At 73.8% G+C, this 23,503-nt stretch carries 20 protein-coding genes and 2 pseudogenes; 8 read left to right on the forward strand and 14 right to left on the reverse strand.

Annotated features, from left to right (window positions below):
- Positions 1-23: 23 nt before the first annotated feature.
- The 4 genes from QUE40_RS11970 to QUE40_RS11985 all read left to right on the forward strand — a co-directional run bounded on the left by QUE40_RS11970 (position 24) and on the right by QUE40_RS11985 (position 6,136).
- Positions 24-1,370 carry an FHA domain-containing protein gene (locus QUE40_RS11970; protein ID WP_289231098.1) on the forward strand — a complete coding sequence of 449 codons (1,347 nt, stop codon included), beginning with the start codon at positions 24-26 and terminating at the stop codon, positions 1,368-1,370.
- Between the two features lie 374 nt (positions 1,371-1,744).
- Positions 1,745-4,240, forward strand: coding sequence for an FtsK/SpoIIIE domain-containing protein (locus QUE40_RS11975; RefSeq protein WP_289233078.1), 2,496 nt, complete (start codon positions 1,745-1,747; stop codon positions 4,238-4,240).
- Positions 4,241-4,428: 188 nt separating this feature from the next.
- Positions 4,429-5,214, forward strand: coding sequence for a hypothetical protein (locus QUE40_RS11980; protein WP_142005841.1), 786 nt, complete (start codon positions 4,429-4,431; stop codon positions 5,212-5,214).
- Between the two features lie 472 nt (positions 5,215-5,686).
- Positions 5,687-6,136, forward strand: coding sequence for a hypothetical protein (locus tag QUE40_RS11985; RefSeq protein ID WP_289231099.1), 450 nt, complete (start codon positions 5,687-5,689; stop codon positions 6,134-6,136).
- A 65-nt stretch (positions 6,137-6,201) separates the two neighbouring features.
- Here the strand turns inward: QUE40_RS11985 and QUE40_RS11990 are convergent, their stop codons facing one another.
- Entirely contained in the window at positions 6,202-6,720 is a 519-nt protein-coding gene (locus tag QUE40_RS11990; RefSeq protein WP_142005843.1) for a phenolic acid decarboxylase, read from the reverse strand.
- A gap of 107 nt (positions 6,721-6,827) precedes the next feature.
- Positions 6,828-7,220, reverse strand: a complete 393-nt coding sequence (locus tag QUE40_RS11995; protein WP_289231100.1) for a hypothetical protein — start codon at positions 7,218-7,220, stop codon at positions 6,828-6,830.
- Positions 7,221-7,497: 277 nt separating this feature from the next.
- On the opposite strand from QUE40_RS11995, the gene QUE40_RS12000 reads away from it, so the two are divergent.
- A complete protein-coding gene (locus tag QUE40_RS12000) occupies positions 7,498-7,746 on the forward strand; it encodes a WhiB family transcriptional regulator (protein ID WP_142005845.1) in 249 nt (82 codons plus the stop codon).
- Between the two features lie 54 nt (positions 7,747-7,800).
- On the opposite strand, the gene QUE40_RS12005 is transcribed toward QUE40_RS12000, so the two are convergent.
- Both QUE40_RS12005 and QUE40_RS12010 read right to left on the reverse strand, forming a co-directional pair.
- Positions 7,801-9,363: a sensor histidine kinase gene (locus QUE40_RS12005; RefSeq protein ID WP_289231101.1), complete on the reverse strand. Its 1,563-nt coding sequence runs from the start codon at positions 9,361-9,363 to the stop codon at positions 7,801-7,803.
- A gap of 131 nt (positions 9,364-9,494) precedes the next feature.
- Positions 9,495-14,340 (reverse strand): annotated as a pseudogene (locus QUE40_RS12010) (NAD-glutamate dehydrogenase).
- Between the two features lie 447 nt (positions 14,341-14,787).
- Between QUE40_RS12010 and QUE40_RS12015 the strand changes: the two are divergent.
- Together QUE40_RS12015 and QUE40_RS12020 are read left to right on the forward strand one after the other, a co-directional pair.
- The gene (locus tag QUE40_RS12015; RefSeq protein WP_289231102.1) at positions 14,788-15,192 is read left to right on the forward strand and encodes a hypothetical protein; all 405 of its coding nucleotides are present in this window, start codon (positions 14,788-14,790) and stop codon (positions 15,190-15,192) included.
- A complete protein-coding gene (locus QUE40_RS12020) occupies positions 15,189-15,686 on the forward strand; it encodes a DUF2505 domain-containing protein (protein ID WP_142005849.1) in 498 nt (165 codons plus the stop codon). The genes QUE40_RS12015 and QUE40_RS12020 overlap by 4 nt, the downstream gene beginning before the upstream one ends.
- A gap of 28 nt (positions 15,687-15,714) precedes the next feature.
- On the opposite strand, the gene pruA is transcribed toward QUE40_RS12020, so the two are convergent.
- The 9 genes and pseudogenes from pruA to QUE40_RS12060 all read right to left on the reverse strand — a co-directional run bounded on the left by pruA (position 15,715) and on the right by QUE40_RS12060 (position 22,274).
- Positions 15,715-17,343: an L-glutamate gamma-semialdehyde dehydrogenase gene (gene pruA, locus QUE40_RS12025; protein ID WP_289231103.1), complete on the reverse strand. Its 1,629-nt coding sequence runs from the start codon at positions 17,341-17,343 to the stop codon at positions 15,715-15,717.
- A 97-nt stretch (positions 17,344-17,440) separates the two neighbouring features.
- The gene (locus QUE40_RS12030; protein ID WP_289231104.1) at positions 17,441-17,878 is read right to left on the reverse strand and encodes a hypothetical protein; all 438 of its coding nucleotides are present in this window, start codon (positions 17,876-17,878) and stop codon (positions 17,441-17,443) included.
- A gap of 176 nt (positions 17,879-18,054) precedes the next feature.
- A pseudogene (locus QUE40_RS19265) lies at positions 18,055-18,192 on the reverse strand (hypothetical protein); the annotation flags it as partial.
- Entirely contained in the window at positions 18,185-18,610 is a 426-nt protein-coding gene (locus QUE40_RS12035) for a DUF6912 family protein (protein WP_142005852.1), read from the reverse strand. The pseudogene QUE40_RS19265 and the gene QUE40_RS12035, both read right to left, overlap by 8 nt.
- The gene (locus QUE40_RS12040; RefSeq protein ID WP_289231105.1) at positions 18,607-19,008 is read right to left on the reverse strand and encodes a WS/DGAT domain-containing protein; all 402 of its coding nucleotides are present in this window, start codon (positions 19,006-19,008) and stop codon (positions 18,607-18,609) included. Before QUE40_RS12040 ends, QUE40_RS12035 begins: the two co-directional genes overlap by 4 nt.
- Entirely contained in the window at positions 18,948-20,015 is a 1,068-nt protein-coding gene (locus QUE40_RS12045; protein WP_289231106.1) for a wax ester/triacylglycerol synthase domain-containing protein, read from the reverse strand. Before QUE40_RS12045 ends, QUE40_RS12040 begins: the two co-directional genes overlap by 61 nt.
- A gap of 68 nt (positions 20,016-20,083) precedes the next feature.
- Positions 20,084-21,583, reverse strand: a complete 1,500-nt coding sequence (locus tag QUE40_RS12050) for a CpaE/TadZ family protein (protein WP_289231107.1) — start codon at positions 21,581-21,583, stop codon at positions 20,084-20,086.
- Complete coding sequence (locus tag QUE40_RS12055) at positions 21,580-22,131, reverse strand: SAF domain-containing protein (protein ID WP_289231108.1); 552 nt, start codon at positions 22,129-22,131, stop codon at positions 21,580-21,582. Before QUE40_RS12055 ends, QUE40_RS12050 begins: the two co-directional genes overlap by 4 nt.
- Positions 22,128-22,274, reverse strand: a complete 147-nt coding sequence (locus QUE40_RS12060; RefSeq protein ID WP_289231109.1) for a hypothetical protein — start codon at positions 22,272-22,274, stop codon at positions 22,128-22,130. The genes QUE40_RS12055 and QUE40_RS12060 overlap by 4 nt, the downstream gene beginning before the upstream one ends.
- 271 nt (positions 22,275-22,545) lie before the next feature.
- Here QUE40_RS12060 and QUE40_RS12065 point away from each other — a divergent pair, with 271 nt between their 5' ends.
- Positions 22,546-22,752, forward strand: a complete 207-nt coding sequence (locus QUE40_RS12065; protein WP_142005855.1) for a helix-turn-helix domain-containing protein — start codon at positions 22,546-22,548, stop codon at positions 22,750-22,752.
- An 87-nt stretch (positions 22,753-22,839) separates the two neighbouring features.
- On the opposite strand, the gene QUE40_RS12070 is transcribed toward QUE40_RS12065, so the two are convergent.
- Positions 22,840-23,388 carry a hypothetical protein gene (locus QUE40_RS12070; RefSeq protein WP_142005856.1) on the reverse strand — a complete coding sequence of 183 codons (549 nt, stop codon included), beginning with the start codon at positions 23,386-23,388 and terminating at the stop codon, positions 22,840-22,842.
- Positions 23,389-23,503 lie beyond the last annotated feature (115 nt).

Here is a 23,503-nt window from a genome sequence, read left to right on the forward strand (position 1 = left end):
CGCTCCCGCCGCATACTCCGGCCGTGAGCACCAAGCCCGCACGACCGGAGCCGATCAGCATCGCGGTCACGCTCGTCCCGACGTCCGGCGGCGAGCCGACGAGCGTCGTGGTCACCGGCGACAGCGCCACCACGTTCGGCGAGGTCCGTCCGCTGCTGCCGGGCCGCTGGCCCGCCACCCCGCTGTACGCCGGCGCCACCGAGGTCGACGACGCCCACCTGCTCGGCCGGTCACCGCTGCTCCACGCGACCCAGCTCACCGACCGCCCGTCAGCGGCCGGGCGCCGCCCGCTGCTGGAGCTCGCGGTCGCCGAGGGGCCGGCGGCCGGCTCGCTGCACCCGCTGACCGCCGGCGGGGTGCTGGGTCGCGACCCCGCGTGCGACATCCCGCTGCTCGACCCGTCGCTGTCCCGCGCGCACGCGCGCCTGCAGCTCGATCACGGACGGGTGCAGGTGCACGACCTCGGCTCGACCAACGGCACCGCCGTGGACGGCCGCCCGGTGCGCGAGGCACCGCGCGAGCTGCAGGTCGGTCACCGGCTGCGCACCGGGAGCACGGTCAGCAGGCTCACCGCGCCGTCGAGCCCTCGACCGCTGCCGACGCGAGCCGGCCGGCTCGCGCTGTCGCGCCCGCCGCGCCAGGTCCCGGAGCTGACCAGCCACGAGCTCGACCGGCCGCACCCGCCGCACGACCACGAGTTCTCGCTGCCCTGGTTGATGCTGCTGCTGCCGATCCCGGCCGCCCTCGTGCTGGCCCTGGTCCTGCGCAGCCCGATGTTCCTCGCGTTCGCCGCCTTCAGCCCGTTGATGATGCTCGGGCAGTACCTCCACGACCACCGCACCGGACGCCGCTCACGTCGAGCTCAGCGCGCCGAGTTCCGTTCGCGCACAGAGGTTCTCGAGCGCAAGGTGCGCGAGCACCTCGATCGCGAGCTGCGCGACCGGCGGCGCCTCGCACCCGACCTCGCCGAGCTGCTCGCCCAGGCCCGCGAGGGTCGGTGCTGGGCTCGTCGCCCGGGCGACCCCGACCACCTGCTGTGGCGGGTCGGCACCGGCAGCCTGCGCTCGTCGGTGACCGTGCGCGCCACCGACGGCTCCCGCGAGACGCACGACCTCGCCGAGTGCCCGATCACCGTCCCGATCGCCGACCACCGGGTGGTCGGCCTGGCCGCCCGGTCGACCTGCTCGGCCGCGCCGTCGACGGCCTCCTCGGGCAGCTCGTGGCCACCCACTCCCCTGCCCTGCTGCGCATCCTGGTGCTCACCGAGCGCCCCGGCGCGACCGAGCGCTGGGGCTGGCTCGCCTGGCTCCCCCAGCTGCGGGCCGAGCCGGTGTCAGCGCCGACGGTGCTCGACCCCGACGACGACCTGACCACCGCCCTGCTCGCCCCCTGGGCGCGCGAGCGCGAGGAGCGCAGCCACCAAGCGCCGGCCGTCCACACGGTCGTCCTGCTCGACGGCGACGGACCCGGGCGCCGTCCGCTCGTGCACGACCTGCTGCAGCACGGACGCGACCACGGCGTCGCAGTCGTCGCGACCGGCAGCACCCTCGCCGAGCTGCCGCCCGACTGCGAGGTCACCGCGGTCATCCACTCCGCGTGCGAGGCTGCGGTGCTGCACGGTGACGACGAATCCCGTTGTGTCCCAGACCTTCCCGCGCCTGGTTGGCGTGACCAGCTCGCCGCCGCCCTGAGCCCGCTCGTCGACGCCACCCCCGGCGCGCGCGGTGGCGAGCCGCCCGCGCAGGTGCGGCTGCTCGACCTGCACGACGAGGCACCCGCCGCCCCCGCCGTACGCCGCCGCTGGGCCGCCCGGCGACGCTCCACGGAGATCCTGCTCGGCCTGGGCGCCGACGGCCCGGTCACCGTCGACCTGGTGCGTGACGGCCCGCACGCGCTGGTGGGTGGCACCACCGGCTCCGGCAAGTCCGAGCTGCTGCAGACGCTCATCGCGTCGCTGGCCCTCGGCAACCGGCCCGACGAGCTGACCTTCCTGCTGGTCGACTACAAGGGCGGCGCCGCGTTCAAGGACTGCGTCGACCTGCCGCACACCGTCGGGCTGGTCACCGACCTCGACCCCTTCCTCACCCGCCGGGCGCTGGAGTCGCTCGAGGCCGAGATCAAGCGCCGCGAGCGGCTGCTCGGCGAGGTCGGCGCCAAGGACCTCGAGGACTACCAGGCCCTGCGCGGCGACCACGCCACCGTGCCCCGGCTGGTCCTGGTCATCGACGAGTTCCGGGTGCTGGCCGAGGAGCTGCCCGACTTCATCGACGGGCTGGTGCGCATCGCCGCGGTCGGTCGCAGCCTCGGCATCCACCTGGTGCTCGCGACCCAGCGGCCGGCCGGGGTCGTCACCGCCGACATCCGGGCCAACGTCAACCTGCGCATCGCGCTGCGGGTGCGCGAGGCCGGCGACTCCGAGGACATCATCGAGTCGCCGGACGCGGCCCGGATCAGCACGCACACCCCTGGCCGCGCGCTGCTGCGCACCGGCTCGACCCCGCCGGTCGCGGTGCAGACCGCACGCGTCGGCGGCCCGGCCGACCGGGGGCGCACCGTGCAGGTGCTCCCCGTCGATCCGGCCACCGGTCGCGTGCGCGCCGCCCCGGCCCCCGCGGCCGCCGTCGACGACAGCGACCTAAGCCGGGTCGTGACCCTCCTCGACGACGCGAGCCACGACATCCCGCGCCAGCCGTCGCCGTGGCTGCCGACGCTCCCCGCCCGCGTCTCTGCGTCCGAATCTACCTGTGCCGAAAAGGTTCTCGGCGACACACCGGCCGACCCCGACGTCCCTGTGGCGGTCCTCGGCCTGCTCGACCTCCCCGCCGAGCAGACGCAGACCACGCTCGGCTGGAGCCTGCCCAGCGGCCACCTGGCCGTCGTCGGCGGACCCCGCAGCGGACGTACGACATCGGCCCGGACCGTCTGCGCGAGCCTCGCGAGCGCGTGGTCGCCGGACGACCTGCACGTCTATGCCATCGACCCGTCCGGGGCGCTGTCCGCGCTCGCCGCGCTGCCCCACGTCGGCGCCGTCGTCGGCGGGCAGGACCCCACCCAGACCGGCCGGCTGCTGGCCTTCCTCGCCGAGGAGGTGACCCGGCGCCAGCAGGTGCTCGCGGCCGGCGACCACAGCGACCTCGCCGAGCAGCGACGCGACCCCGGCGCGGGCGACCCGCTCCCCTACGTCCTGCTCGTGCTCGACGGGTGGGACGCCTTCCACGAGGAGTACGAGCTGCACGACCCGGCCGTCGTCGACGCCGTGGTGCAGGTGCTGCGCGACGGCGCCGGCGTCGGCGTCGCGGTCCTGCTGACGGGTGGGCGCGCGGCGCTGTCCGGACGGGTGGCCGGGGCGATCACCCACCGCCTCGTGCTGCGGATGGCCGACGAGATGGACCTCGTGATGGCCGGCCTGCGGCCCACCCAGGTGCCCCGCGAGATGCCGCCCGGCCGTGCGCTGGTGCTGCCCGACGCGCACGAGCTGCAGGTGGCCGCGCCCGCCGAGGGTGCGGGCGGCGCCGAGCAGTCGGCCGCGCTGCGCCGGGTCGCCGCGAGCGCCCCGCCCCCGCAGCGGTTCCGCCCGCGCCGGTTCTCCGGGCTGCCCGACCGCCTGGCGTGGGCCGCCCTGCCCGCGCCCGGCCCCACGGACCACGAGCACCCGTCCGGCCTGCTGCTGGGACTGGGCGGCGACGTCGCCGAGCCCGTACGCCTGCAGCCAGACCCCGTGCACGGCCGGGTCGCGCTCGTGGCCGGCCCGCCCCGCAGCGGGCGCACCAGCGCGTTGCTCACCCTGGCCCACCAGCTGCGCGCCGAGGGTCCGGTGCTGTGGCTCGGGTGCGCGGGCGCCCCCACCGGACTGCCGCCGGGGATCGAGCCGGCCGACGCCGACTCCCCCGACGCGCTGTGGCAGCGGCTCACCGAGCGGCCCGCGACGCTGGTCGTCGACGACGTCGAGCTGCTCGGCGACGGCCCGCTCGACGAGCTGGCGCGCACCTGGCTCACCTGGTGCGCCCACGGTCACGGGTCGCTGCTGGTCGCCGGCACCACCGCCGACCTGGTGGCCGGCTTCCGCGGGGTCGCCCACGACCTGCGCCGGCGGCAGACCGGGCTGCTGCTCCAGCCCGGCCGCAACGACGGCGACCTGCTCGGCACCGTGGTGCCGGCCGCGCGGCGCCTGCTCCCGGGCCGCGGGGTGCTGGTGCAGCGAGGTCGTCCGCTGGAGGTCCAGGTGGCACTGCCGCCGTGACGTCCACGACGCCCGCACGCAACTCGCCCCGCCCGACACCCGCGCGGGAGGCGGACGCCGGTCCAGTGTGCGAGGGGGCGGCGGGTGCCTCCCGACACCCGCACGGGGAGGGGGCCGGATCGTCGCCCGCTCACGGCATACTGACCTGGGGGCACCGCAGGGGTGACCTCCTGGCCGAGGAGGACGACATGACGGGCAGCCGGCGCCGCGCCGCGCGCACCACGCGTCTGCTCGCCGGGGCCGCGACCCTGGCCGTCGCGCTCACCGCCTGCGGCGACGGCGACGAGCAGGCCCAGCAGACGCCCACCGAGGCCCCCACCGCCTGGACCACCGCGGGCGCGGCCAACCCGTCCGACAAGCCCGGCGAGACCGGCGACCGGGGGCAGGCCAAGGTCGGGAAGCTCGATGCGCTCCAGGTGAGCCTGCCCGAGGGCGGCAAGTCGGCGATGGTCGACCCGAACACCTGGCCCGACATCCAGACCCTGCTCAACAGCGACCAGCTCAAGGGGATCTTCCCCAGCCTGTCGCTGGGCAACCCGCGGCTGTGCGCGTTCGGCACCTACAACAGCGTCGGTGGCCTGACCCCGAAGAACACCCAGTGCAGCTGGGAGGTCAAGCGCGGCGTCATCGGCTCCGACGCCGCCCGGTTCCGGCTGCAGCTGCGCGGCATCGGCGCCGACAGCGAGGTCGTGAAGTCCTGGGACGGCGTGCGCCAGACCTACCGCGGCGAGAACGCCGCCGGCGACAACTTCTACGTCGACGGCACCTACGGCGCCCGCCGGGTCCTGCTGCGGCAGAGCGGGCTGGGCTCGTTCGTCGTCTCCGACGGCCAGGTGGCAGCGTGGTTCGACGTGTCGATGGACGACAACCTGCTCAACCAGGACGACCCCGCCAAGAACAACGAGGCGGTGCGCACCCAAGCCTTCCCGACGCTGGTCGAGACGTTCGTGACCCTCCTCCCCAGGAAGTTCTGATGCCCTCATCCCGACGGATCGCGGTCGCCGCCGGCGTCGCGACCGCCATGCTCGTCGCCGTGCCGTCGTACGCCGTCGTCCGCTCTCCGCAGACCGATTCGGCCCAGCCCGCGGCGACGCCGAGCCGCATCTCGACCAACGCCCCCGCGGCCCCGGGCGCGACCCCCACGTCGGCGCCCGGCGCCTCGGCCACCGCGACCGGCGGAGCGTCCACCGCCCCGGGCGCGACGTCGAGCACCGGCCCGACGGGCAGCGCGACCAGCAGCGTCCGGCCGGCCCCGTCGACGACCTACGCGCCGCCCGCGCTCGGCTCCGACGCACCCGCCCCGGTCGCGCGCAACCTGCAGGTCGAGCGCCCCTTCGACGTGCAGCCCGCCCCCGCCGGGGGCTCTCGCCGGACAGCTCCTGGCCCGACGCCGGACAGCTGTTCACCGAGACCGAGCTCGCCCAGGTCGTCCCCGGCCTGTCGGGCGTGCGCGCCTCCGACTGCCAGCCGGGGCAGCTGCCCGGGGGCGGCAGCACCGCCCGCAACGCCACCTGCACCCTCACGCTGACCTTGCGCGGCGAGCCCGCCGAGGACGCCAGCCGCCTCGTGGTCAGCATCCGCAGCATCGGCGCCCCCGACGCGGTCGGGCGCAGCTGGTCGTCCACGCTCGCCGCGCAGCGCGCCCGGTCGGGCGAACGACCGGGGCTCTACACCTTCTACCGCAACGGGGTGCTCGGGGCCTCCTCGGCCTACACCGACGGCACCACCACCCGGGTGCTCGTGCAGCGGCCGGGCCTCGCGGCCGAGGTCTGGTTCAGCGGCATCGGCTTCACCCGGCTCAAGCCGACCTACGAGGCCTCCCGCGAGGCGTTCCGCACCGAGGTCTCCCCCGGCGTCATCCAGCTGCTCGCCGGCAAGATGGCCCGGGCCCAGTAGCCACCGCGCCCCGGCCGACCGCGCCCCGGCGGACCGGGCACCGGCCGACCGGCCGCGACGCCTGGTCAGCTCGTCCGGTCGACGTATCCCTCGGGCAGCTCGCTCGGTGCGCGGTCGATGACGGTGTCGTCGTCGACGTCGCACTGCTCGACGAAGGTGATCGTGGCGGCCTCGTCGAGCAGCTCCAGCGGCGCGACCGGACCCTGGTCGCGCAGGGCGTACATCTCGTCCAGGTGCTCGTTCTGGAACAGCGCCGTGCGCGCGGGGTCCTGGTGCACCCACTGGGCGAAGAAGATGGCCCCGTGCACCCAGCGGTCGGCCAGGTTGACGACGAGGCTGACGCAGGTGCCGGTGGGCTCGTTCCAGGACACCGTGAACACCTGCTCGCCCAGCCGGCTCAGCTGGACGGGCTGCCCCTTCACCCAGCGGCCGGCGACGTCGCCGGAGTGGATCCGGTAGTCGATCTCCCCGGCGTTCTTCACGAACAGCTCGTAGCGCCAGCCGTTGGCGTAGGTGTAGATCAGGTGCTTGCCCTGCAGGCCCGTGGTGTCGTCGTCGGGCGCGGGGAGCAGTGCTGCGCTCATCTCGTCTCCTTCGTCGAGGGGTGTTCGCCTACACCCTCGACGTTAGGCGCGCCGGCACCGCCCGGACGCAGGGGGCCCGGTCACCTGGGGCGAGCGGGCGGGGCCGCTCAGCCCTCGGCGTCCTCGAGATCGACCGAGGGTGCGCGCCAGACGAACACGATCGTCACCAGCGCGAGCAGCAGCACCGCCGACCCCAGCGGGATCTGGCCGGCGCCGAGCATGGAGAACGCCACCGGCAGCAGCATCAGGTTCCAGACCAGGCTCGGGGTGCGGGCCCAGCCGCGGCCGCTGAGCAGCCCGGCCGCGAGGGCGAACGCACCGGCCGCGAAGACGACCAGCAGCGCGATCTCGGTCCAGGCCTGGGTGGCGTCGCCGACGTCACCGCGCGCCAGGTCGACCCCGAGCACCACGCCGAGCCCGACCAGCACCAACCCCTGGGCCGCCATCAGCACTGCCGCCGTGCGGCCGGTCGAGTCGGGGACTGCGGGCTGGTCGGTCACGCCCCGAGGTTAGACGAGGGCGTACGACCGCCGTCCGCCTGGTGAACACTGTGACCAAGGACTCACCCTTCGGTATCGAAAATCTCAGGTGAACACCTTGTGAAGGCGTTCACGATCTGTGAGAGTGGATGAGCAGTTTGTGCCGGGAGATGCTGCGCGACTTCGCCCCAGCAGGTCTACCGGACGCGTACCGTCCCGACTGAGACTTTCCCTTGCACGACTGCTTGGTGGCGCACCGTTGCCGCCGCAACCGACTCAAGAACGAGGAGCACCACGCATGGATTGGCGCGACCGCGCTGCCTGCCTCGAGGAGGACCCGGAGCTGTTCTTCCCCATCGGGAACACCGGCCCCGCGATCCAGCAGGTCGAGGACGCCAAGGCCGTCTGCCGACGCTGCGAGGTCATCGACACTTGCCTGAAGTGGGCCCTGGAGACCGGTCAGGACGCCGGGGTCTGGGGCGGGTTGTCCGAGGACGAGCGCCGCGCCCTCAAGCGCCGCAACGCCCGGGCCCGCCGCGCCGGCTGACCCACAGCCGCACCTTCTCACAGGCCCCCGCAGCCACCGGCTCCGGGGGCCTCGTCATGCCCGGCCGCGGTCGCCGTCGTCGGGGTCGCCGTCGGACGGCGCCTCGCCCGCCCCGTCCTCGGGGTCCAACGGCTCCATCGGCCGCAGCCGCGCGTGGAAGCGCACCACCGTGCCGCCCGCGGGGTCGTCGGCCCAGGCGATCTCGCCGCCCAGGTCATCGACCAGCGACAGCACGATGCGCAGCCCGAGCCCGCCCTGGCCGGGCTCGAACCCCGCCGGCAGGCCCGGCCCGCCGTCGCGCACCTCGACCTCGAGCCGCTCCCCCGCCGGGTCGGGGCTCCCGTCCGCGGCGAGCCGCCGCGCCTCGACCTCGACGACGCCGCCGTCCTCGCCCAGCCCGTGCTCGACGGCGTTCTGCACCAGCTCGGCGAGCACCATCGCGAGTGGTGTCGCGTCGTCACTGCGCATCTGCCCGAACGCCCCGCGCAACCGGCCGCGGGCGCGCGCGTCGCTGCGGTTGGCCACGTCGATCGCGGCCTGCAGCCCGCGCTGGGCGATGAGCCCGAAGTCGATCGTGTCGTCGAGCCGGTGGCTGAGCGTGTCGTGCACCAACGCGATGGTCGCGACCCGGCGCCCGGCGTCGTCGAGCGCGGCCCGGGCCATCGGGTCGGCGAGGCGCCGCCCCTGCAGCCGCAGCACCGCCGCGACCGCCTGCAGGTTGTTCTTCACCCGGTGGTGGATCTCGCGGATCGTGGCGTCCTTGGTCAGCAGCTCGCGCTCGCGGCGGCGCAGCTCCCCCACGTCGCGCACCAGCAGCACCGCACCGGTCCGCCGTCCCGCCTCCGACAGCGGGATCGAGCGCACCGTCATGCTCGCGCCGCGGTTGCGCACCTCGGTCGCCCACGGCAGCTGCCCGCTGAGCACCGGCACCTGCTCCTCGTCGAGCCCGTCGACCAACGGCGCCAGCACCTCGGCGAGGCGCGCGCCGACGACCGCCCCGGTGTATCCCAGCCGGTGCACGGCCGAGACCGCGTTGGGGCTGGCGTACAGCACCGCGCCGTCGGACCCCAGCCGCAGCACGCCGTCACCGACCCGGGGCGCGCCGCGTCGCCGGCCGGTCTGCCCGGCCTGGGTGGGGAAGGCGCCGGTGGCGATCATGCGTACGAGCGCGTCGGCCGTCGCGAGATAGGTCACCTCGAGCCGGCTCGGCGTGCGCATCGAGGCGTGGCTGGTGTGCCGGGTCACCACGGCGACGGGCTGGGTCGCGCCGCGCGGGCGGACCGGGATGGCCTCCTCGCGCACCGGGGCGTCGCCGTGCCAGACCGGGTGCCCGCCCGGCACCAGCCGGCGCTCGGTGAACGCCTGCTGGATCATCGGCAGCCGCTCGTGGTCGGCCACCCGCCCGACGAGGTCGTCGACGAAGATCCCGACCCCGGTCGTGGGGCGCACGTGCGCCGCGGCCACCCACTGCTCGTCGGGTCGGCGCACCCACAGCACCAGGTCGCCGAACGACAGGTCCGACAGCAGCTGCCAGTCCCCGACGAGGTCGTGCAGCCACTCGGTGGCTGCGTCGTCGAGTCCGGTCTGCTCGTCGAGCACATCAGCCAGCGTCGGCATGACCTGAGCCTAATTCTTCGGTCTCAGCTCCTCCTCCGGGCGCCGCTTGCTTCGCTGCGCGCCGCCCGGCATCGTCGCCGAGACGTTCGCGCACCGTCGCCGCGACGCATCTTCGCCGAAACAACCAGGAATCAGGACGCGGAGCCCGAGCGGATCACGGTGCGGAGGGTGCGCAGCGCCACCGACAGCGCAGCGAGCGTGGGCTCCTCCAGGTCGGCGAGCCCGTCGAGGGCCTGCTGGCCCCGGCCGATCGCGCCCTCGTTCTCGCTGGACCAGCCGTCGACCCGGGCCTGTGCGTCGGTGCCGGGCTCGGTGCCGGCGAGCACCGTGCCGGTGAGGCTGTCGAGCACGGAGTAGAGGTCGTCGCGCACGGCGCCGCGGGCGAGGAGTCCCAGCGGTCCTCGCGCGGCAGCTGCGACACGGCGCCGAGCAGCCGGTCGATGCCGAGCCGCTCGCTGAGCACGAAGTAGACCGCGGCCACGTCGGCGACCGGCTCCTCGCGCTCGCGCGCCTGCTCCACGATGTCCAGCAGCGAGAACGTGTCGAGCAGCGCGGCGCCCCGCTCGGCGAGCTCGCGCGGCAACCCCTCGCCCAGCAGCTGCTCGACGGACCGCTCCCAGCGCTCGCGCTCGGCCCCGCTGAGCATGTCGGGCACCTTCGGGCTGAGCTCGCGCACCGCGGGCCGGAAGCGCTCGATCTCGCTGCCGACGTCCAGGTGGGCCGGCCGCGAGTGCAGCAGCCACCGGGTGGCGCGGTCGATGAGCCGGCGGAACTCCAGGTAGAGCTCGGTCTGCGCCTGGGTCGAGACCTTGTTGTCGAGCGCCTCGACCTGGGCGACGAACTCGCTCATGCCGAAGACCTCCCGGGCCACGACGTACGCCCGCATCACCTGCTCGGGGTCGGCGGCGGTCTCCTCGAGCGCCCGGTAGGCGAAGGTGATGCCGCCGCGGTTGACCAGCGAGTTGACGACCGAGTTGACGACGATGTCGTCGCGCAGCGGGTGCTCGCGCAGCGCGTCGGCGTAACGCTCGCGCAGCGGCTCGGGGAAGTAGTGCGCCAGGGTGCGGTCGAACCACGGGTCGGAGGTGAGCGCGCTGCCGTCGAGGTCGGCCTTGAGCGCCAGCTTGGCGTAGGACAGCAGCACCGACAGCTCGGGCGAGGTGAGGCCCTTGCCCTGCGCCGCGCGGGCGGCGATCTCGTCGTCGGAGGGCAGGAACTCCAGCTCGCGGTCGAGCTCGCCGCGCTCCTCGAGCCAGTGGATCAGCCGCTGGTGCACGGTGACCATGGCGCCCTCCTGGGCGCGCGCGTTGCCGAGCAGGGTGTTCTGCTCGTAGTTGTCGCGCAGGACCTGCACGGCGACCTCGTCGGTCATCGACTCCAGCAGCTCGTTGCGCTGCTCCAGCGACAGCTCGCCCGAGCGCATCTGCTCGGTGAGCAGGATCTTGATGTTGACCTCGTGGTCGGAGGTGTCGACGCCGGCGGAGTTGTCGATGGCGTCGGTGTTGACGCGCACGCCCGCCTGGGCGGCCTCGATGCGGCCGAGCTGGCTGGCGCCGAGGTTGCCGCCCTCGCCGATGACCTTGACCCGCAGGTCGCGCCCGTCGACGCGGATGGCGTCGTTGGCGCGGTCGCCGATCTGGTCGTTGCTCTCGACGGCCGACTTCACGTAGGTGCCGATGCCGCCGTTCCACAGCAGGTCGACCGGCGCCAGCAGCACCGCCTTCATCAGCTCGGCCGGGGTCATCGAGGTGGTGCCCTCGGCGAGCCCGAGCGCGGTGACCATCTGCGGGCTGACCGGGATCGACTTCGCGGTGCGCGGCCAGACGCCGCCGCCCTCGGAGATCAGGTCCGCGTCGTAGTCGGCCCACGAGCTGCGCGGCAGGTCGAACAGCCGGCGCCGCTCGGCGAACGAGGTCGCCGCGTCGGGGTCGGGGTCGACGAAGATGTGCCGGTGGTCGAAGGCCGCGACCAGCCGGATGTGCTCCGACAGCAGCATGCCGTTGCCGAACACGTCGCCGCTCATGTCTCCGACGCCGACCGCGGTGAAGTCCTCGGTCTGGGAGTCCACGCCCATGTCGCGGAAGTGCCGCTTGACCGACTCCCACGCCCCGCGGGCGGTGATGCCCATGGCCTTGTGGTCGTAGCCGGCCGAGCCGCCGCTGGCGAACGCGTCGTCGAGCCAGAAGCCGTAGTCCTGGGCGACGCCGTTGGCGATGTCGGAGAAGGTCGCGGTGCCCTTGTCGGCGGCGACGACGAGGTAGGTGTCGTCGGGGTCGTGGCGCACGACCTGCTCGGGGGTACGACCTCGCCGGACACCAGGTTGTCGGTCACGTCGAGCAGGCCGGAGATGAACCCCTTGTAGGCCTCGATCCCCTCGGCCTGCCAGGCCTCGCGGTCGCTGGCGTCGGGCAGCTGCTTGGCGACGAAGCCGCCCTTGGAGCCGGTCGGCACGATGACGGCGTTCTTGACCATCTGCGCCTTGACGAGGCCCAGGATCTCGGTGCGGAAGTCCTCGCGCCGGTCGCTCCAGCGCAGACCGCCGCGCGCGACCTTGCCGAAGCGCAGGTGCACGCCCTCGACCCGGGGGCTGTAGACCCAGATCTCGAACATCGGCTTCGGGCTGGGCAGCCCCGGGACGGCCTTGCAGTCGATCTTGAAGCTGACGACCGGACGGTGCGCACCGTCGCCGTCGACCTGAAAAGCGTTGGTGCGCAACGTCGCTCGGATGACACCGACGAACGAACGGATGATCCGGTCGTGGTCGAGGCTCGCGACGTCGTCGAGTGCGGCGTCGATGCGGTCGAGCACCTGCTGCTCGGCGTCGTCGCGACCCTGGTCGGGGCGCTCGGGGTCGAAGCGGGTCTCGAACAGCTCGACCAGCGCGCGGGCCAGGTCGAGGTTGGAGGTGAGCGCCTCGATGAGGTAGTTGTCGCTGAACGTGCTGCCGATCTGGCGCAGGTACTTCGCGACCGCGCGCAGGATGACGACCTGCCGCCAGGTCAGCCCGCCGGCGAGCACCAGCTCGTTGAACCGGTCGCTCTCGGCCCGGCCCTCCCAGACCGCGGAGAAGGCGTCCTGGAACACCTCGCGGATCGCCGCGACGCCCTGCTCGCCGGAGCCCCACACGCGCGCGTCGCGCGCCCGCAGGCCGAAGTCGTAGATGAAGACCGTCTCGCCGTCGGCGCGCTTCATCTCGTACGGCCGCTCGTCGGTGACCGAGACGCCGAGGTCGGTGAAGACCGGCATCACGTCGGTGAGGATCAGCGGCGAGCGGCGGAACAGCTTGAACCGCCGCTCCCGCTCGTCGGCGCCCGGCTCGCGGTAGAGGGTGAGCAGCGTGTCGTCGGCACCCTGCAGCGCCTCGAGCCGCTTGAGGTCGGCCACGCCCTGGCGCGGGGAGAAGTCTTCCTTGTACGCCTCGGGGAACGCCCGGGAGTACAGCGAGGTCATGCGGGCCGCGGCGTCGTCGCCGTCCTCCTTGCGCGACTGCTCGGCCAGCCGCTCGCTCCAGGAGTGGGTGGCCTCGATGATCTTGTCCTGCAGCTTGCTCTCGTCGACCTCGTCGATCGAGGTGCCCGGCTTCACCCGGACGACGAAGTGCAGTCGGGCCAAAGAGGATTCGCCGACCGACGTGGTGTAGTCGACGCTCTCGGCGTCGTACGCGTCGCGCAGGATCTGCTCCATGCGCAGCCGTGCGGCGGTGTTGTAGCGGTCGCGCGGGATGTAGACCATCGCCGAGACGAACCGGCCGTAGTCGTCCCGGCGCAGGAACAGCCGCGACTGCCGCCGCTCGCCGAGCCGCGCCACGCCGGTGGCCATCCGGTGCAGCTGCTCGGAGGAGGTCTGCAGCAGCTCGTCCCGCGGATAGGTCTCCAGCACCTGCATGAGGTCCTTGCCGGAGTGGCTGTGCGGGTCGAACCCGCTGCGGGCGAGCACCTTGTCGACGCGCTCGCGCACGACCGGCACCCGGCGTACGGGGTCGGTGTAGGCCGTCGAGGTGTAGAGGCCGAGGAAGCGCTTCTCGCCGACGACCCGGCCGGCCTCGTCGAACGTCTTGATGCCGACGTAGTCGAGGTAGGCCGGGCGGTGCACGGTGGCCCGCGAGTTGGCCTTGGTGAGGATCAGCAGCTCGGGCTCACGGGCGCGGGCGCGGGCCTCACCGGTGAGCCGGCTGAAGCTCTGCGACTTGTTGGCGCCGTCCCAGCGCAGCACCCCCAGGCCGGTGCCGGGCACCGAGCGCAGCACGTCCTCGCCGTCGACGACGTCGAGGACGTACTCCTTGTAGCCGAGGAACGTGAAGTGGTTGTCGGCCAGCCAGCGCAGGAACTCCTGGGTGCGGTCGGTGATGTCCTGCGGCACCTCGCGCGGCGGGTGCTCGCCCAGGTCCTCGACGATCGACAGCGCGGCCGCGCGCATCTTGGGCCAGTCCTCGACGGCCTCGCGCACGTCGCCGAGCACGCGGCGCAGGTCGCGCTCGAGGCGCTCGTCGGCCTCGTCGTTGAGCGCGAGGTCGATCTCCATGTGGATCCACGACTCCTCGCGCACCCCGGTGTCGTCACCGTCGGTCGCGGGGTCGATCTCGAGCAGCTCGCCGGTCGGGCCGCGCCGCACCCGCAGCTGCGGGTGGACGAGCAGGCGCACGTCGCGGTCGTGCCGGGTCAGCTCGGCCATCACCGAGTCGACGAGGAAGGGCATGTCGTCGGTGACGACCTCGAGCACGGCGTAGGAGTTGGTCCAGCCGTCGGTGCCGCGGGTGGGGCGGAAGACGCGCACCTTGGCCTCGCCGTCGCCGCGCTGCTGGGCGAGCGAGACGTGGCTGCGGACGATGCCGCTGAGGTGCTCGGGGCCCGCCGTGCGCAGCTCGTCGTCGTCGAGGTGGCGGAAGTAGGTCTCGCACACCTGGGAGGCGGGGCCCGGCGGAGACTTCTCGCTGGTGGCCTTGATGATGTCGGACCGGGACTGATCGACAGATGTCATCGAACGCGCTTACCTCAGGGACGCGGAGTGGACAGCCCACGTCGTTGTGGGCCCGCCCCGATGCTACGGCAGTGGCTCGCCGCCCATGACCCGCCCTCGGGTCGCTGTCCGGGATCCCCACGTACGCCCGCCGGCCGCGCCGGGACGACCGCGGGCAGGGCGTGGGCCGGGTTGTGCACAGTGCGCCCGCGCAGTGTCCTGCGCGCGCCTAGGCTGGCCGGATGACCCCCGTGGATCCCGCAGCGCCGACGCGTCTCGCGGGGATCGCCACCCGGCTGCTCTCGGTGCACCTCGACGGTGCCGACCCGCGCACGGCGGAGGCGTTCGCGGGTGCGGTCGAGCGGCTCGCCGGCGCCGTCCTCGACTGGCACGACGCGCTGCGCGCCGGCGCTGGCACGACGGACGAGGTCGCGACGGACGGGGTCCCGGGCGCCCCGGTCCGGGCCGGTGACGACGCGGCCGCTCCCCGCCTCTCCCCTCGCGCGCGACACCGCGGCCGAGCGCGCGTCGGCCGTCGAGCGGCTGCGCGGCGGATCGCTGCCGGCGCTGGCGAGCAGCGCGCAGGCCGCCGCCGGCGACCTCGCCGGAGCCGCACGCGATCTGCGATCGACCGCGAGCAGCGTTGCCGCGCAAGCAGACTCACGCGGCGAGCTCCTCGCTGCGAGCGCCGAGCGGCTGGCCGAGTCCGTCGCCGAGCTCGGCGCGACGGTCGCCGACGAGCGCGACCGGGCGGCGCGCGGCGGGCCGCTCGACGGCGGCTCCGACGAGGACGAGGCGACCCGGGCCGCCTCCGCGCTGCGGCGCGCCGAGCGCGCGGTCGAGCAGGTGGCCCGCACTACGCTGCCCGGATGAAGATCACCGAGACCTGGACCTACGCCGCCACCCCCGACCGCGTCTGGGCGATGATCACCGACCCGGCGTTCCAGGAGCGCAAGTGCGCGGCCTCGGGGGCTCTTTCGTTCGACGTGTCGGTCGAGCAGGCGGCCGGCGACGGCGCCACCGTCGTCACCTCCCGGCGGATGCCGACCGACGGGCTGCCCAGCCAGTTCCAGAAGTTCGTCAAGGACGGCCTGGAGGTCGTCGAGACCCAGACCTGGGAGCCCGCCGCCGGTGACGGCTCGCGCTCGGGCCGCGCCGACGTACAGATCAAGGGCACGCCCGTCACGATGAAGGGCACGCTCACGATGACCCCCGCCGGCGAGGGCACCACGCTGCGCCTCGACGCGGACGTCAAGGCGGGAATCCCGTTGGTGGGCGGGCAGATCGAGAAGGCCGTCGCCCCCGCGGTGGTGCACGGCATCAAGGTCGAGGAGCGCGAGGGCGCGGCCTACCTCACCGGCGCCTGAGCGCCGGTGAGGTAGCGCGCCGCCCGGCTCAGCCCATGTGCGGGTACTCGTAGCTCGTCGGCGGGACGAACGTCTCCTTGATCGAGCGGGTGCTGGTCCAGCGCATCAGGTTCTGCGCGGCGCCGGCCTTGTCGTTGGTGCCGCTGCCCCGGCCGCCGCCGAACGGCTGCTGCCCGACGACCGCACCGGTCGGCTTGTCGTTGACGTAGAAGTTGCCGGCGGCGAACCGCAGACGGTGCGCGGCCTCGGCGATGGCCGCCCGGTCCTGGGCGATGATCGAGCCGGTGAGGGCGTACGGCGCGACGGACTCCATCTGGTCGAGCACCTTGTCGTACTCCCGGTCGGGGAAGACGTGCACCGCGAGGATCGGGCCGAAGTACTCCGTGGAGAACAGCTCGTGGTCGGGGTTGCCGACCTCGAGCACGGTGGGCCGCACGAAGTAGCCGACGCTGTCGTCGTACGTGCCGCCCGCGAGGACCTGCACGTCGCGGTGCGAGTGGGCCATGTCGATCGCGGCCTTGTGCTTGGCGAACGCGCGGTCGTCGATGACGGCGCCCATGAAGTTGCTGAAGTCGGTGACGTCACCCTGGCTGATGGCCTGGGTCAGGTCGACCAGGTCGCCCTTGATCTGCTTCCACAGCGACGCGGGGACGTACGCGCGCGAGGCGGCCGAGCACTTCTGGCCCTGGTACTCGAACGCGCCCCGGATCATCGCCGTGCGCAGCACGTCGGGGTCGGCCGAGGGGTGGGCCATGATGAAGTCCTTGCCGCCGGTCTCGCCGACCAGGCGCGGGTAGGACCGGTAGGCCTGCAGGTTGTTGCCGACCTCCTGCCACAGGTGCTGGAAGGTCGGGGTCGAGCCGGTGAAGTGGATGCCGGCGAGGTCGGGGTCGGCCAGGGCGACCTTGGAGACGTTGAGCCCGTCGCCGGTGACCAGGTTGATGACGCCGTCGGGCAGGCCGGCCGCCTGCAGCAGCTCCATGATCAGCACGGCCGCGCGGGTCTGGGTGGGCGAGGGCTTCCAGACGACCGTGTTGCCCATCAGCGCCGGGGCGGTGGGCAGGTTGCCGGCGATCGCGGTGAAGTTGAACGGGGTGACCGCATAGACGAAGCCCTCGAGCGGGCGGTGGTCGGTGCGGTTCCAGACGCCGCGCGCGTTGGCCGGCGGCTGCTCGGCGAGGATCTGCCGCGCGAAGTGCACGTTGAAGCGCCAGAAGTCGATGAGCTCGCAGGCGCTGTCGATCTCGGCCTGGAAGCAGGTCTTGCTCTGGCCGAGCATGGTCGCGGCGTTGAGCTTCTGGCGCCACGGGCCGGACAGCAGGTCGGCGGCCTTGAGCAGCACCGACGCCCGGTCGTCGAAGGACAGGTCGCGCCAGGCCGGCGCCGCCTGCTTGGCCGCCTCGACCGCGGACTCCGCGTCGGAGACGGTGGCGTTCTTCATGGTCCCCAGGACCAACTTGTGCGCGTGCGGCTGGCGCACCTTGATGCTCTTGCCGCCGCCCATGACCTGCTTGCCGCCGATCGTGTGCGGCAGGTCGACCTGCTCGCTGCCGATCTCGACCAGCGCGACCTCGAGCGCGGCGCGCTCGGGGCTGCCCGGCGCGTAGTCGAGGACCGGTTCGTTGATCGGGGCGGGGACCTGGGTCACAGCGTCCATCGATGGCTCCTTCGGGTGACGTCGTCGGCATCCCTTGTGGGGGTCACCTCATCGTGTCATGCGCCCGCAGGAGGTACGCCCGCCCCACCGCGCGTGGTCACGCGCTCGACGACGGACCGCTCACGCCCCCGACGCGATAACCGGCGAACAGCGCGCCGCCGCAGTGCTCGAGCACCCCGCGCACCGCGGCGTCGAGGGCGGCCGGGCCGGCGGTGAGGCCCTGGGTGAGCCGGGCGCCGAGGTCGTCGCCGAGCGCCCGGTCGCGCGCCTGCAGCGCGCGCAGCAGCCCCTTGCCGGAGCCCTGCCACTGCTGGTCGTGGCCGAGCAGCAGCCGAGCCGCCTGCTCCCACAGCGCCGCGACGAGCACCGCGCGCTCGGTCTCGTCGACGGCGCCCTCGAGGTCGGCCAGCAGGTCGGTGACGTGATAGCGCGCCGCGTCGATCTCGTGCTGCGGCAACGGATCCGGGCCGGCGAGCACCTCGTCGAGGCAGGCCGTCGCGAGGTCGGCCGCCACGTTGTCGCGGTCGACCAGCACCACTCCCCGGCGATCAGCCGCGCCATCGTCGGCTGCCGCCGCGAGCGGTCCTTGGCGCGGTAGTGCGCGATCGAGCCGAGCGTGTGCACGAACAGCTCGACGGGGATGTCCTCGTGCACCAGCGACTCGCGGAACGGCGCCGGCGGCCCGTCGAGCAGCACGACGATGTCGAGGTCGGAGGTGCTGGTCGCCGTGCCGGCGACCACGCTCCCCGCGAGCCAGGCGCACCGGGCGTCGGAGAAGCGCCCGGTCACGAGCCGACGCGCCGTGGCGACGGCCTCGTCGCGGCTGAGCGGGAAGCCCTGGTCAGTCATCGCCCAGCAGCCGGCGGACCTCGTCGAGCTCGGTGATGTCGTACCAGCTGAGCTCGAGCTCCTCACCCGGCTCCGGACGTACGCCCTCGTCACCCAGGTGCAGACTGGCCACCCGCTGACGAGACAGGACGCCGGAAACCGTGACGGCAGAGGCGATCTCGCCGCCGGCGGGCTGAACCTTGTCGTCGGGAACGTCAGCCGCGGCGACGACCACGCGCTGCCCGTCCGCGGTGGCCGCCGCGGCGTCCTGGGTGGCGGTGAACTCCCAACCCTCGTCGTCGTCCTGCGGGGCCGACTCGCGCAGGGCGTCGGTGACTCCGGTCGCGAGGCGTCCGTCGAGCGACAGCTCATGGCTCGTCGCCAGCTCGTCGAGGTCGGCGGCGGTCAGCGGCAGGTAGATGCGGGTCAGCGAGCTCATGAGGCCTCATCCTCGCCCAGCTCGGCCAGCGCGTCGGTGAGGCACTGCCCGAGCACGTCGAGGTCGGGCATCGCGGCCCGGTCGGCGTTGAGCCCGAAGTAGACCCCGCCGTCGTAGGACGTCAGACCGATCGACAGCGCCTGCCCCTTGCCGAGCGGGATCACGGGGTAGCTCGCGACCATCCGCGCGTCACCGGCGTAGAGCGGTTGCTGCGGGCCCGGCACGTTGGTCACGACCAGGTTGGAGATGCGGCGCGTCATGGCGCTGCCGACGCGCGCGCCGAGCGAGTGCAGCGTGGGCGGGGCGAAGCCGGCGATCTCGCGCAGGGCCGCGGCGGTCATCGCCTGGCTGCTCTCCATCTGCTGGTGCATGGAGTAGGCCACCTGGTGCAGGCGCATGGTCGGGCTGGGCTCGCCGACGGGCAGGTCGACCACGAGCGCCGCGACCTGCTCTCCTCGGCCTCCTGCGGCTGGGTGCTGACCGGCACGAGCGCGCGCACCGACTCCCCGCCCGACACCGACTCGCCGCGGGTGAGCAGCCAGTTGCGCAGCCCGCCGGCGATGACGGCCAGCACGACGTCGTGGACGCTGACCTCGATGCCGCCACGGGCGCGGTTCACCCGCGAGCGCACCGCCTGGTAGTCGGCCAGCCTGGTGTCGATCGTGAGCACCCGCCGGTGCGGCCCGATCTCGACGTTGAGCGGGCTGCTCGGCGCCGGGCGCGCGGCCGAGCGGGCGACGGCCTGCACCACGTCGCCGGCGACCTGGCGGGCGCGCCCCGCGACGTGCCAGGCGTCACCGACGCCGGCCTTGACGCCCTCGACGACCTGGCTGGGGCTGCGGACCACGTCGAGCACCGCCTGGGCCATCAGCTCGACCCCGGACGGCTCGCGCTGGGCGTGCCAGGTGTGCGGCACCGGGTCGCCGCGGTCGGCGGCGGTGTCGACGATGACCTGGCCGAGGTCGATGGCGTGGATGCCGTCGACCAGCGCCTGGTGGGTCTTGGTGACGATCGCGAACCGCCCGTGGGCCAGCCCCTCGACGAGGTAGAGCTCCCACAGCGGCCGCGAGCGGTCGAGCGGGCGCGCCTGGATGCGCGCGACGAACTCCTCGAGCTGGGTGGTCGACCCCGGACGCGGCAGCGCCGAGCGGCGCACGTGATAGCTCAGGTCGAACTCGGCGTCGTCGACCCAGACCGGGTTGAGCAGGCCGCCCGGCACGTCCTTGACCCGCTGGCGGTATCGGGGGACGTAGGCGATCCGGCTCGTCACGAGCGCCAGCAGCCGGTCGAGGTCGAAGTCGTCCTTGCCCGGCTTGAAGACCATCACCGAGCCGACGTGCAACGGCGTGCTGGCGTCCTCGAGATAGAGGAAGGACACGTCGAGGGCGCTCAACCGATCGGTCACGGCGCCATCCTGCCAAACGTGCCGGGCCCGGGTCAGTCCGTCGCGGACGTACGCCCGGTGCCGGGGCCTCAGGCCGTCGCCGCGGAGGCGCGTCGGCGGCGGGTCAGCCCCCGCCGGCGCAGCACCACCTCGACCCCGGCGAGCTCGCCCGCGAGCGCGGCCAACGCGCGGCGCGCACCCGATCCGGGAGCCACCTCGCACAGGGCGCGCCCCTCGAGCATCGCCGAGTCGAGCGCGGCGCGGTCGTCGGGCACGAGCGTCGGCGACTCGACCCCCGCGAACCGCTGCAGCGTCTCGGCGACCCGTTTGTCGGCCCCCGCACCCACGGCGGACGCGCGCACCTTGGTGACCACGACCCGTGGCTCGGAGGTGAACGCGCCGACCTCGTCGAGCCCGCGCACCAGGCGCTGCAGCCCGACCGGGTCGGCGCTGCCCACCACGAGGATGTCGTCGGCCTCGCGCAGGCTCGTGGTCGTCGCGACGTTGCGCCGCGGCGCCCGGGTGTCGTAGCTGAGCTCCTCGTCCTCCTCGAGGCAGAAGCCGGTGTCGATCACGACCACGTCGACCAGCAGCCGGGCGACGCGCAGCACCTCGCGCAGGGCGTCCTCACGGATCTCGCTCCACCGGTCGGCGCGGGGCAGACCTGTCAGCACCCGCACGCCCGTGGGGCCGGTGGGCGCCACCGCGGCCAGGTGCGGCAGGTCGAGGTCGCCCGTGTCGGCCAGCCGGGTCGCGGCGGCGAGCCCCGGCGCCTCGTCGAGCAGCGCGAGCGCCTGCCCCACCGATGCGCCGTAGGTGTCGGCGTCGACGAGCAGCACCGAGCGGCCGAGCCGGGCCAGCTCGGCGGCGAGGTTGACCGCCACGGTGGTGCGCCCGGGCGAGCCGGCCGGTCCCCAGACCGCGACCACGCGCGCGGGGGCAGCGGTCCGGTCCTCGTCCGGGCCGGCGCCGCCCGCCCGGTCCGGGTCGGCACCGGCGGGGTCCTCCGCCCCTCCCCGTCGCGACCGTCGCGACCTGTGCGGACGGGTGGACCCGGCGTCCGGACGGAGACGGGCGTCGTCGCCGCCCGGGTCATCGCCACCCGGTGCGCTCGGGGCCCCTCCCGCGGAAGCATCGCCGCCCAGCAGCTCGCGCTCGATCGCCTCGTCGACGGCGCCCTCGCCCGTGTCCGGGAGCCCGTCGCCGGTGGCCGGGGGCGCCGCGGCGGCGCCGGTGTCGGAGCCGCCCAGCCCCGCGACGAGCTCGGACCACTCCTCGGCCGTGGCCTGCGCGGAGATGACCCGGTCTACCCCGAGCTGTCGCAGCCGGCGCTGGGCCTCCTCGTCGCCCGCGGCGTGGACGCCGACGGTGCGCAGCCCGTCGTCGGTGAGCGCGCCGAGCACGCCCCGGTCGAGGCCGGGCAGGTCGGCCGACAGCACCGCCACCTGCGCGATGTGCGCGGCGGCGGCCGACAGCAGGTCCGGCACGTCGGCGCACCGGCGCACCAGGCGGGCGCCGGAGGTCGCCTCGACCCGGACCGCGGCCTGGGCCTCGAGCTGGGGACCGACGGCCGTCAGGACGGTGATCACGACGGCGGCCGCATCGGCGAGTCGGCGGTCGCCACCAGGGTGACCTTGGACTCGGTGTTGACCGCGCCGATGACCCGGTTCACCGAGGCGTCGGGCACCAGCACGTGCACGGCGGCCCGCTGGCCGGAGGCCATGCCGAGGCCGTTCTGCCGTTCCTGCGGCACGCGCGAGACCACGGCCCGCTGCACCATCCGCACCGGCGGGTCGTACTTCGCCGACCCCGCCTGGTCCTTCTTCGCGCTGACCCACACATCGACCACGGAGCCGCGGGTCAGCGTCGAGGCCAGGCTCGGGTCGATCTCGATGGCGACGGCCTTGACGCCCACCTTGCTCGGGGAGCCGACCGCGGACGCGGGCACCAGCTCACCGCCTCGCACCTCCCGCAGGACCCGACCCGTGGGCAGGGCGCGGTCTGCTGGGAGGTAACCCCGACGTACGTCGTCGAGCCGGATCCGCACCGTCGTCACGTCGGCGCGGGTCAGCTGCTGACCCGGGACCAGACTGGTGCGCGCCCGGTAGACCTCGACGCTGTCGTCGAGCTTGTTCACGAACGCCGCTCCCCGAGCGTCGCAGCGGCGATGAGCAGCACGCCGATCACGAGTCGGCTGTCGCGCCACGACGGCTTGCTCAGCCGTTGCGCCGTCGGCTTGGGCAGCTTCTCGCTCGAACCCCTGTCACGCTCCCGCGCCATGTTTCGTTCTCCTCCTGACGGCGGCCCCCTCGGACGCCGGCGGCCTCATGATGAGCGATCCGCGGCGTGTCGGACGGGGTTAGCAACGTAAAGACTTGGCAAGGACTGCATCCTGGTCGCTCGCGCCGAACCGTGCTCCGCGTCATCCACAGGCAGCCCTGGTCCGGACGCCGCGACGACGGTTGTCCACAACCCGTGCGGCGGGACTGGCGCGGGTGCGCGAGAATGACCCCGAGACCGTCGACCGCCGACCCAGCCCGAGGAGGATGAGGTGCCGCGCTTCGTGCCCATCGCCGACGTCGCCGAGACGTTGAACATCTCGGCGCGACAGGCGTACGCCCTCGTCAAGAGCGGGGAGCTCCCGGCCATCAAGGTGCTCGGCGGCTGGCGGATCGAGACCGAGGAGCTGGAGAAGTTCATCCAGCGGCAGTACGCCCAGACCCGCGAAGAGATCCAGCGCGAGAGCTTCTCCGAGTAGCTGGTCGGCGTCGGCTCCTGCACCGGAGCCGACTCGCAGGCTCACCGGCCCCGCGTCGTCGCCGTCGCGTCGTTGCCCTTGCGCCGCTCACACCCGGCGGACGAGCACCAGGCCGGCGAAGGTCACGACCCGCATCCCGGTGATCGAGTCGGGGCGGCGGGGCACGTCGACGGGGTGCTCGGCGACCTCGAGGTAGTCGGCGCCGACCACGTCGATGGTGCCCGCGACGTGCGAGCCGGCGGTGTCGCGCAGCTCCACGGCGGCCCGGTCGCGGCTGACCGCGCGCAGCGCCACCCCGATGCCGAACCGCCGCCCGAGCCCTTCGTCGCCGTCAGCAGCCCGCCCGAGGCCGGAGACACCGAGCACCGCCGCGGCCGGCAGCAGCGTGGCCTGGCGCCCGCGCTCGTCACCCAGCAGCAGCCAGTCGCGCCCGAGGTCGTCGAGCCGCCCCGCGACCGGCCCCACCGCGGTGCTGATCACCAGCGACGCGCCGAGGTTGGCGGCCGCGCGGTCGAGCCAACGCACCTCCGAGCGCTCCCGACGGGTGCGGTCGGACACCTCGGCGTCCAGCTCGCGCTGCTCGGCATGGCGCAGCTGGGCCTCGAGGTCTGCGAACAGGTCCTGCCACCGGTGCACGCGAGCAGGGTAGCCCGATGCGCAGATCTGCACAGATGGTCAAAGATCGACACAGATCGTCATTGATCTGCTTTACTCGGCACATGACGACGTCCACCGCCCCCACGGCTCCCTC

Origin of the sequence: Barrientosiimonas endolithica, assembly GCF_030296655.1 — a bacterium.
Lineage (GTDB): Bacteria > Actinomycetota > Actinomycetes > Actinomycetales > Dermatophilaceae > Barrientosiimonas > Barrientosiimonas humi.

Coding starts and splice junctions, on each gene's coding strand:
- QUE40_RS12060 (WP_289231109.1), bottom strand. CDS start 22,274: ATGGCGCGGGAGCGTGACAGGGGTTCGAGCGAGAAGCTGCCCAAGCCG.
- pruA (WP_289231103.1), bottom strand. CDS start 17,343: ATGGACGCTGTGACCCAGGTCCCCGCCCCGATCAACGAACCGGTCCTC.
- QUE40_RS12020 (WP_142005849.1), top strand. CDS start 15,189: ATGAAGATCACCGAGACCTGGACCTACGCCGCCACCCCCGACCGCGTC.
- QUE40_RS12005 (WP_289231101.1), bottom strand. CDS start 9,363: ATGCCGACGCTGGCTGATGTGCTCGACGAGCAGACCGGACTCGACGAC.
- QUE40_RS11990 (WP_142005843.1), bottom strand. CDS start 6,720: ATGAGCGCAGCACTGCTCCCCGCGCCCGACGACGACACCACGGGCCTG.
- QUE40_RS12040 (WP_289231105.1), bottom strand. CDS start 19,008: ATGCGCCTGCACCAGGTGGCCTACTCCATGCACCAGCAGATGGAGAGC.
- QUE40_RS12035 (WP_142005852.1), bottom strand. CDS start 18,610: ATGAGCTCGCTGACCCGCATCTACCTGCCGCTGACCGCCGCCGACCTC.
- QUE40_RS12000 (WP_142005845.1), top strand. CDS start 7,498: ATGGATTGGCGCGACCGCGCTGCCTGCCTCGAGGAGGACCCGGAGCTG.
- QUE40_RS11980 (WP_142005841.1), top strand. CDS start 4,429: ATGACGGGCAGCCGGCGCCGCGCCGCGCGCACCACGCGTCTGCTCGCC.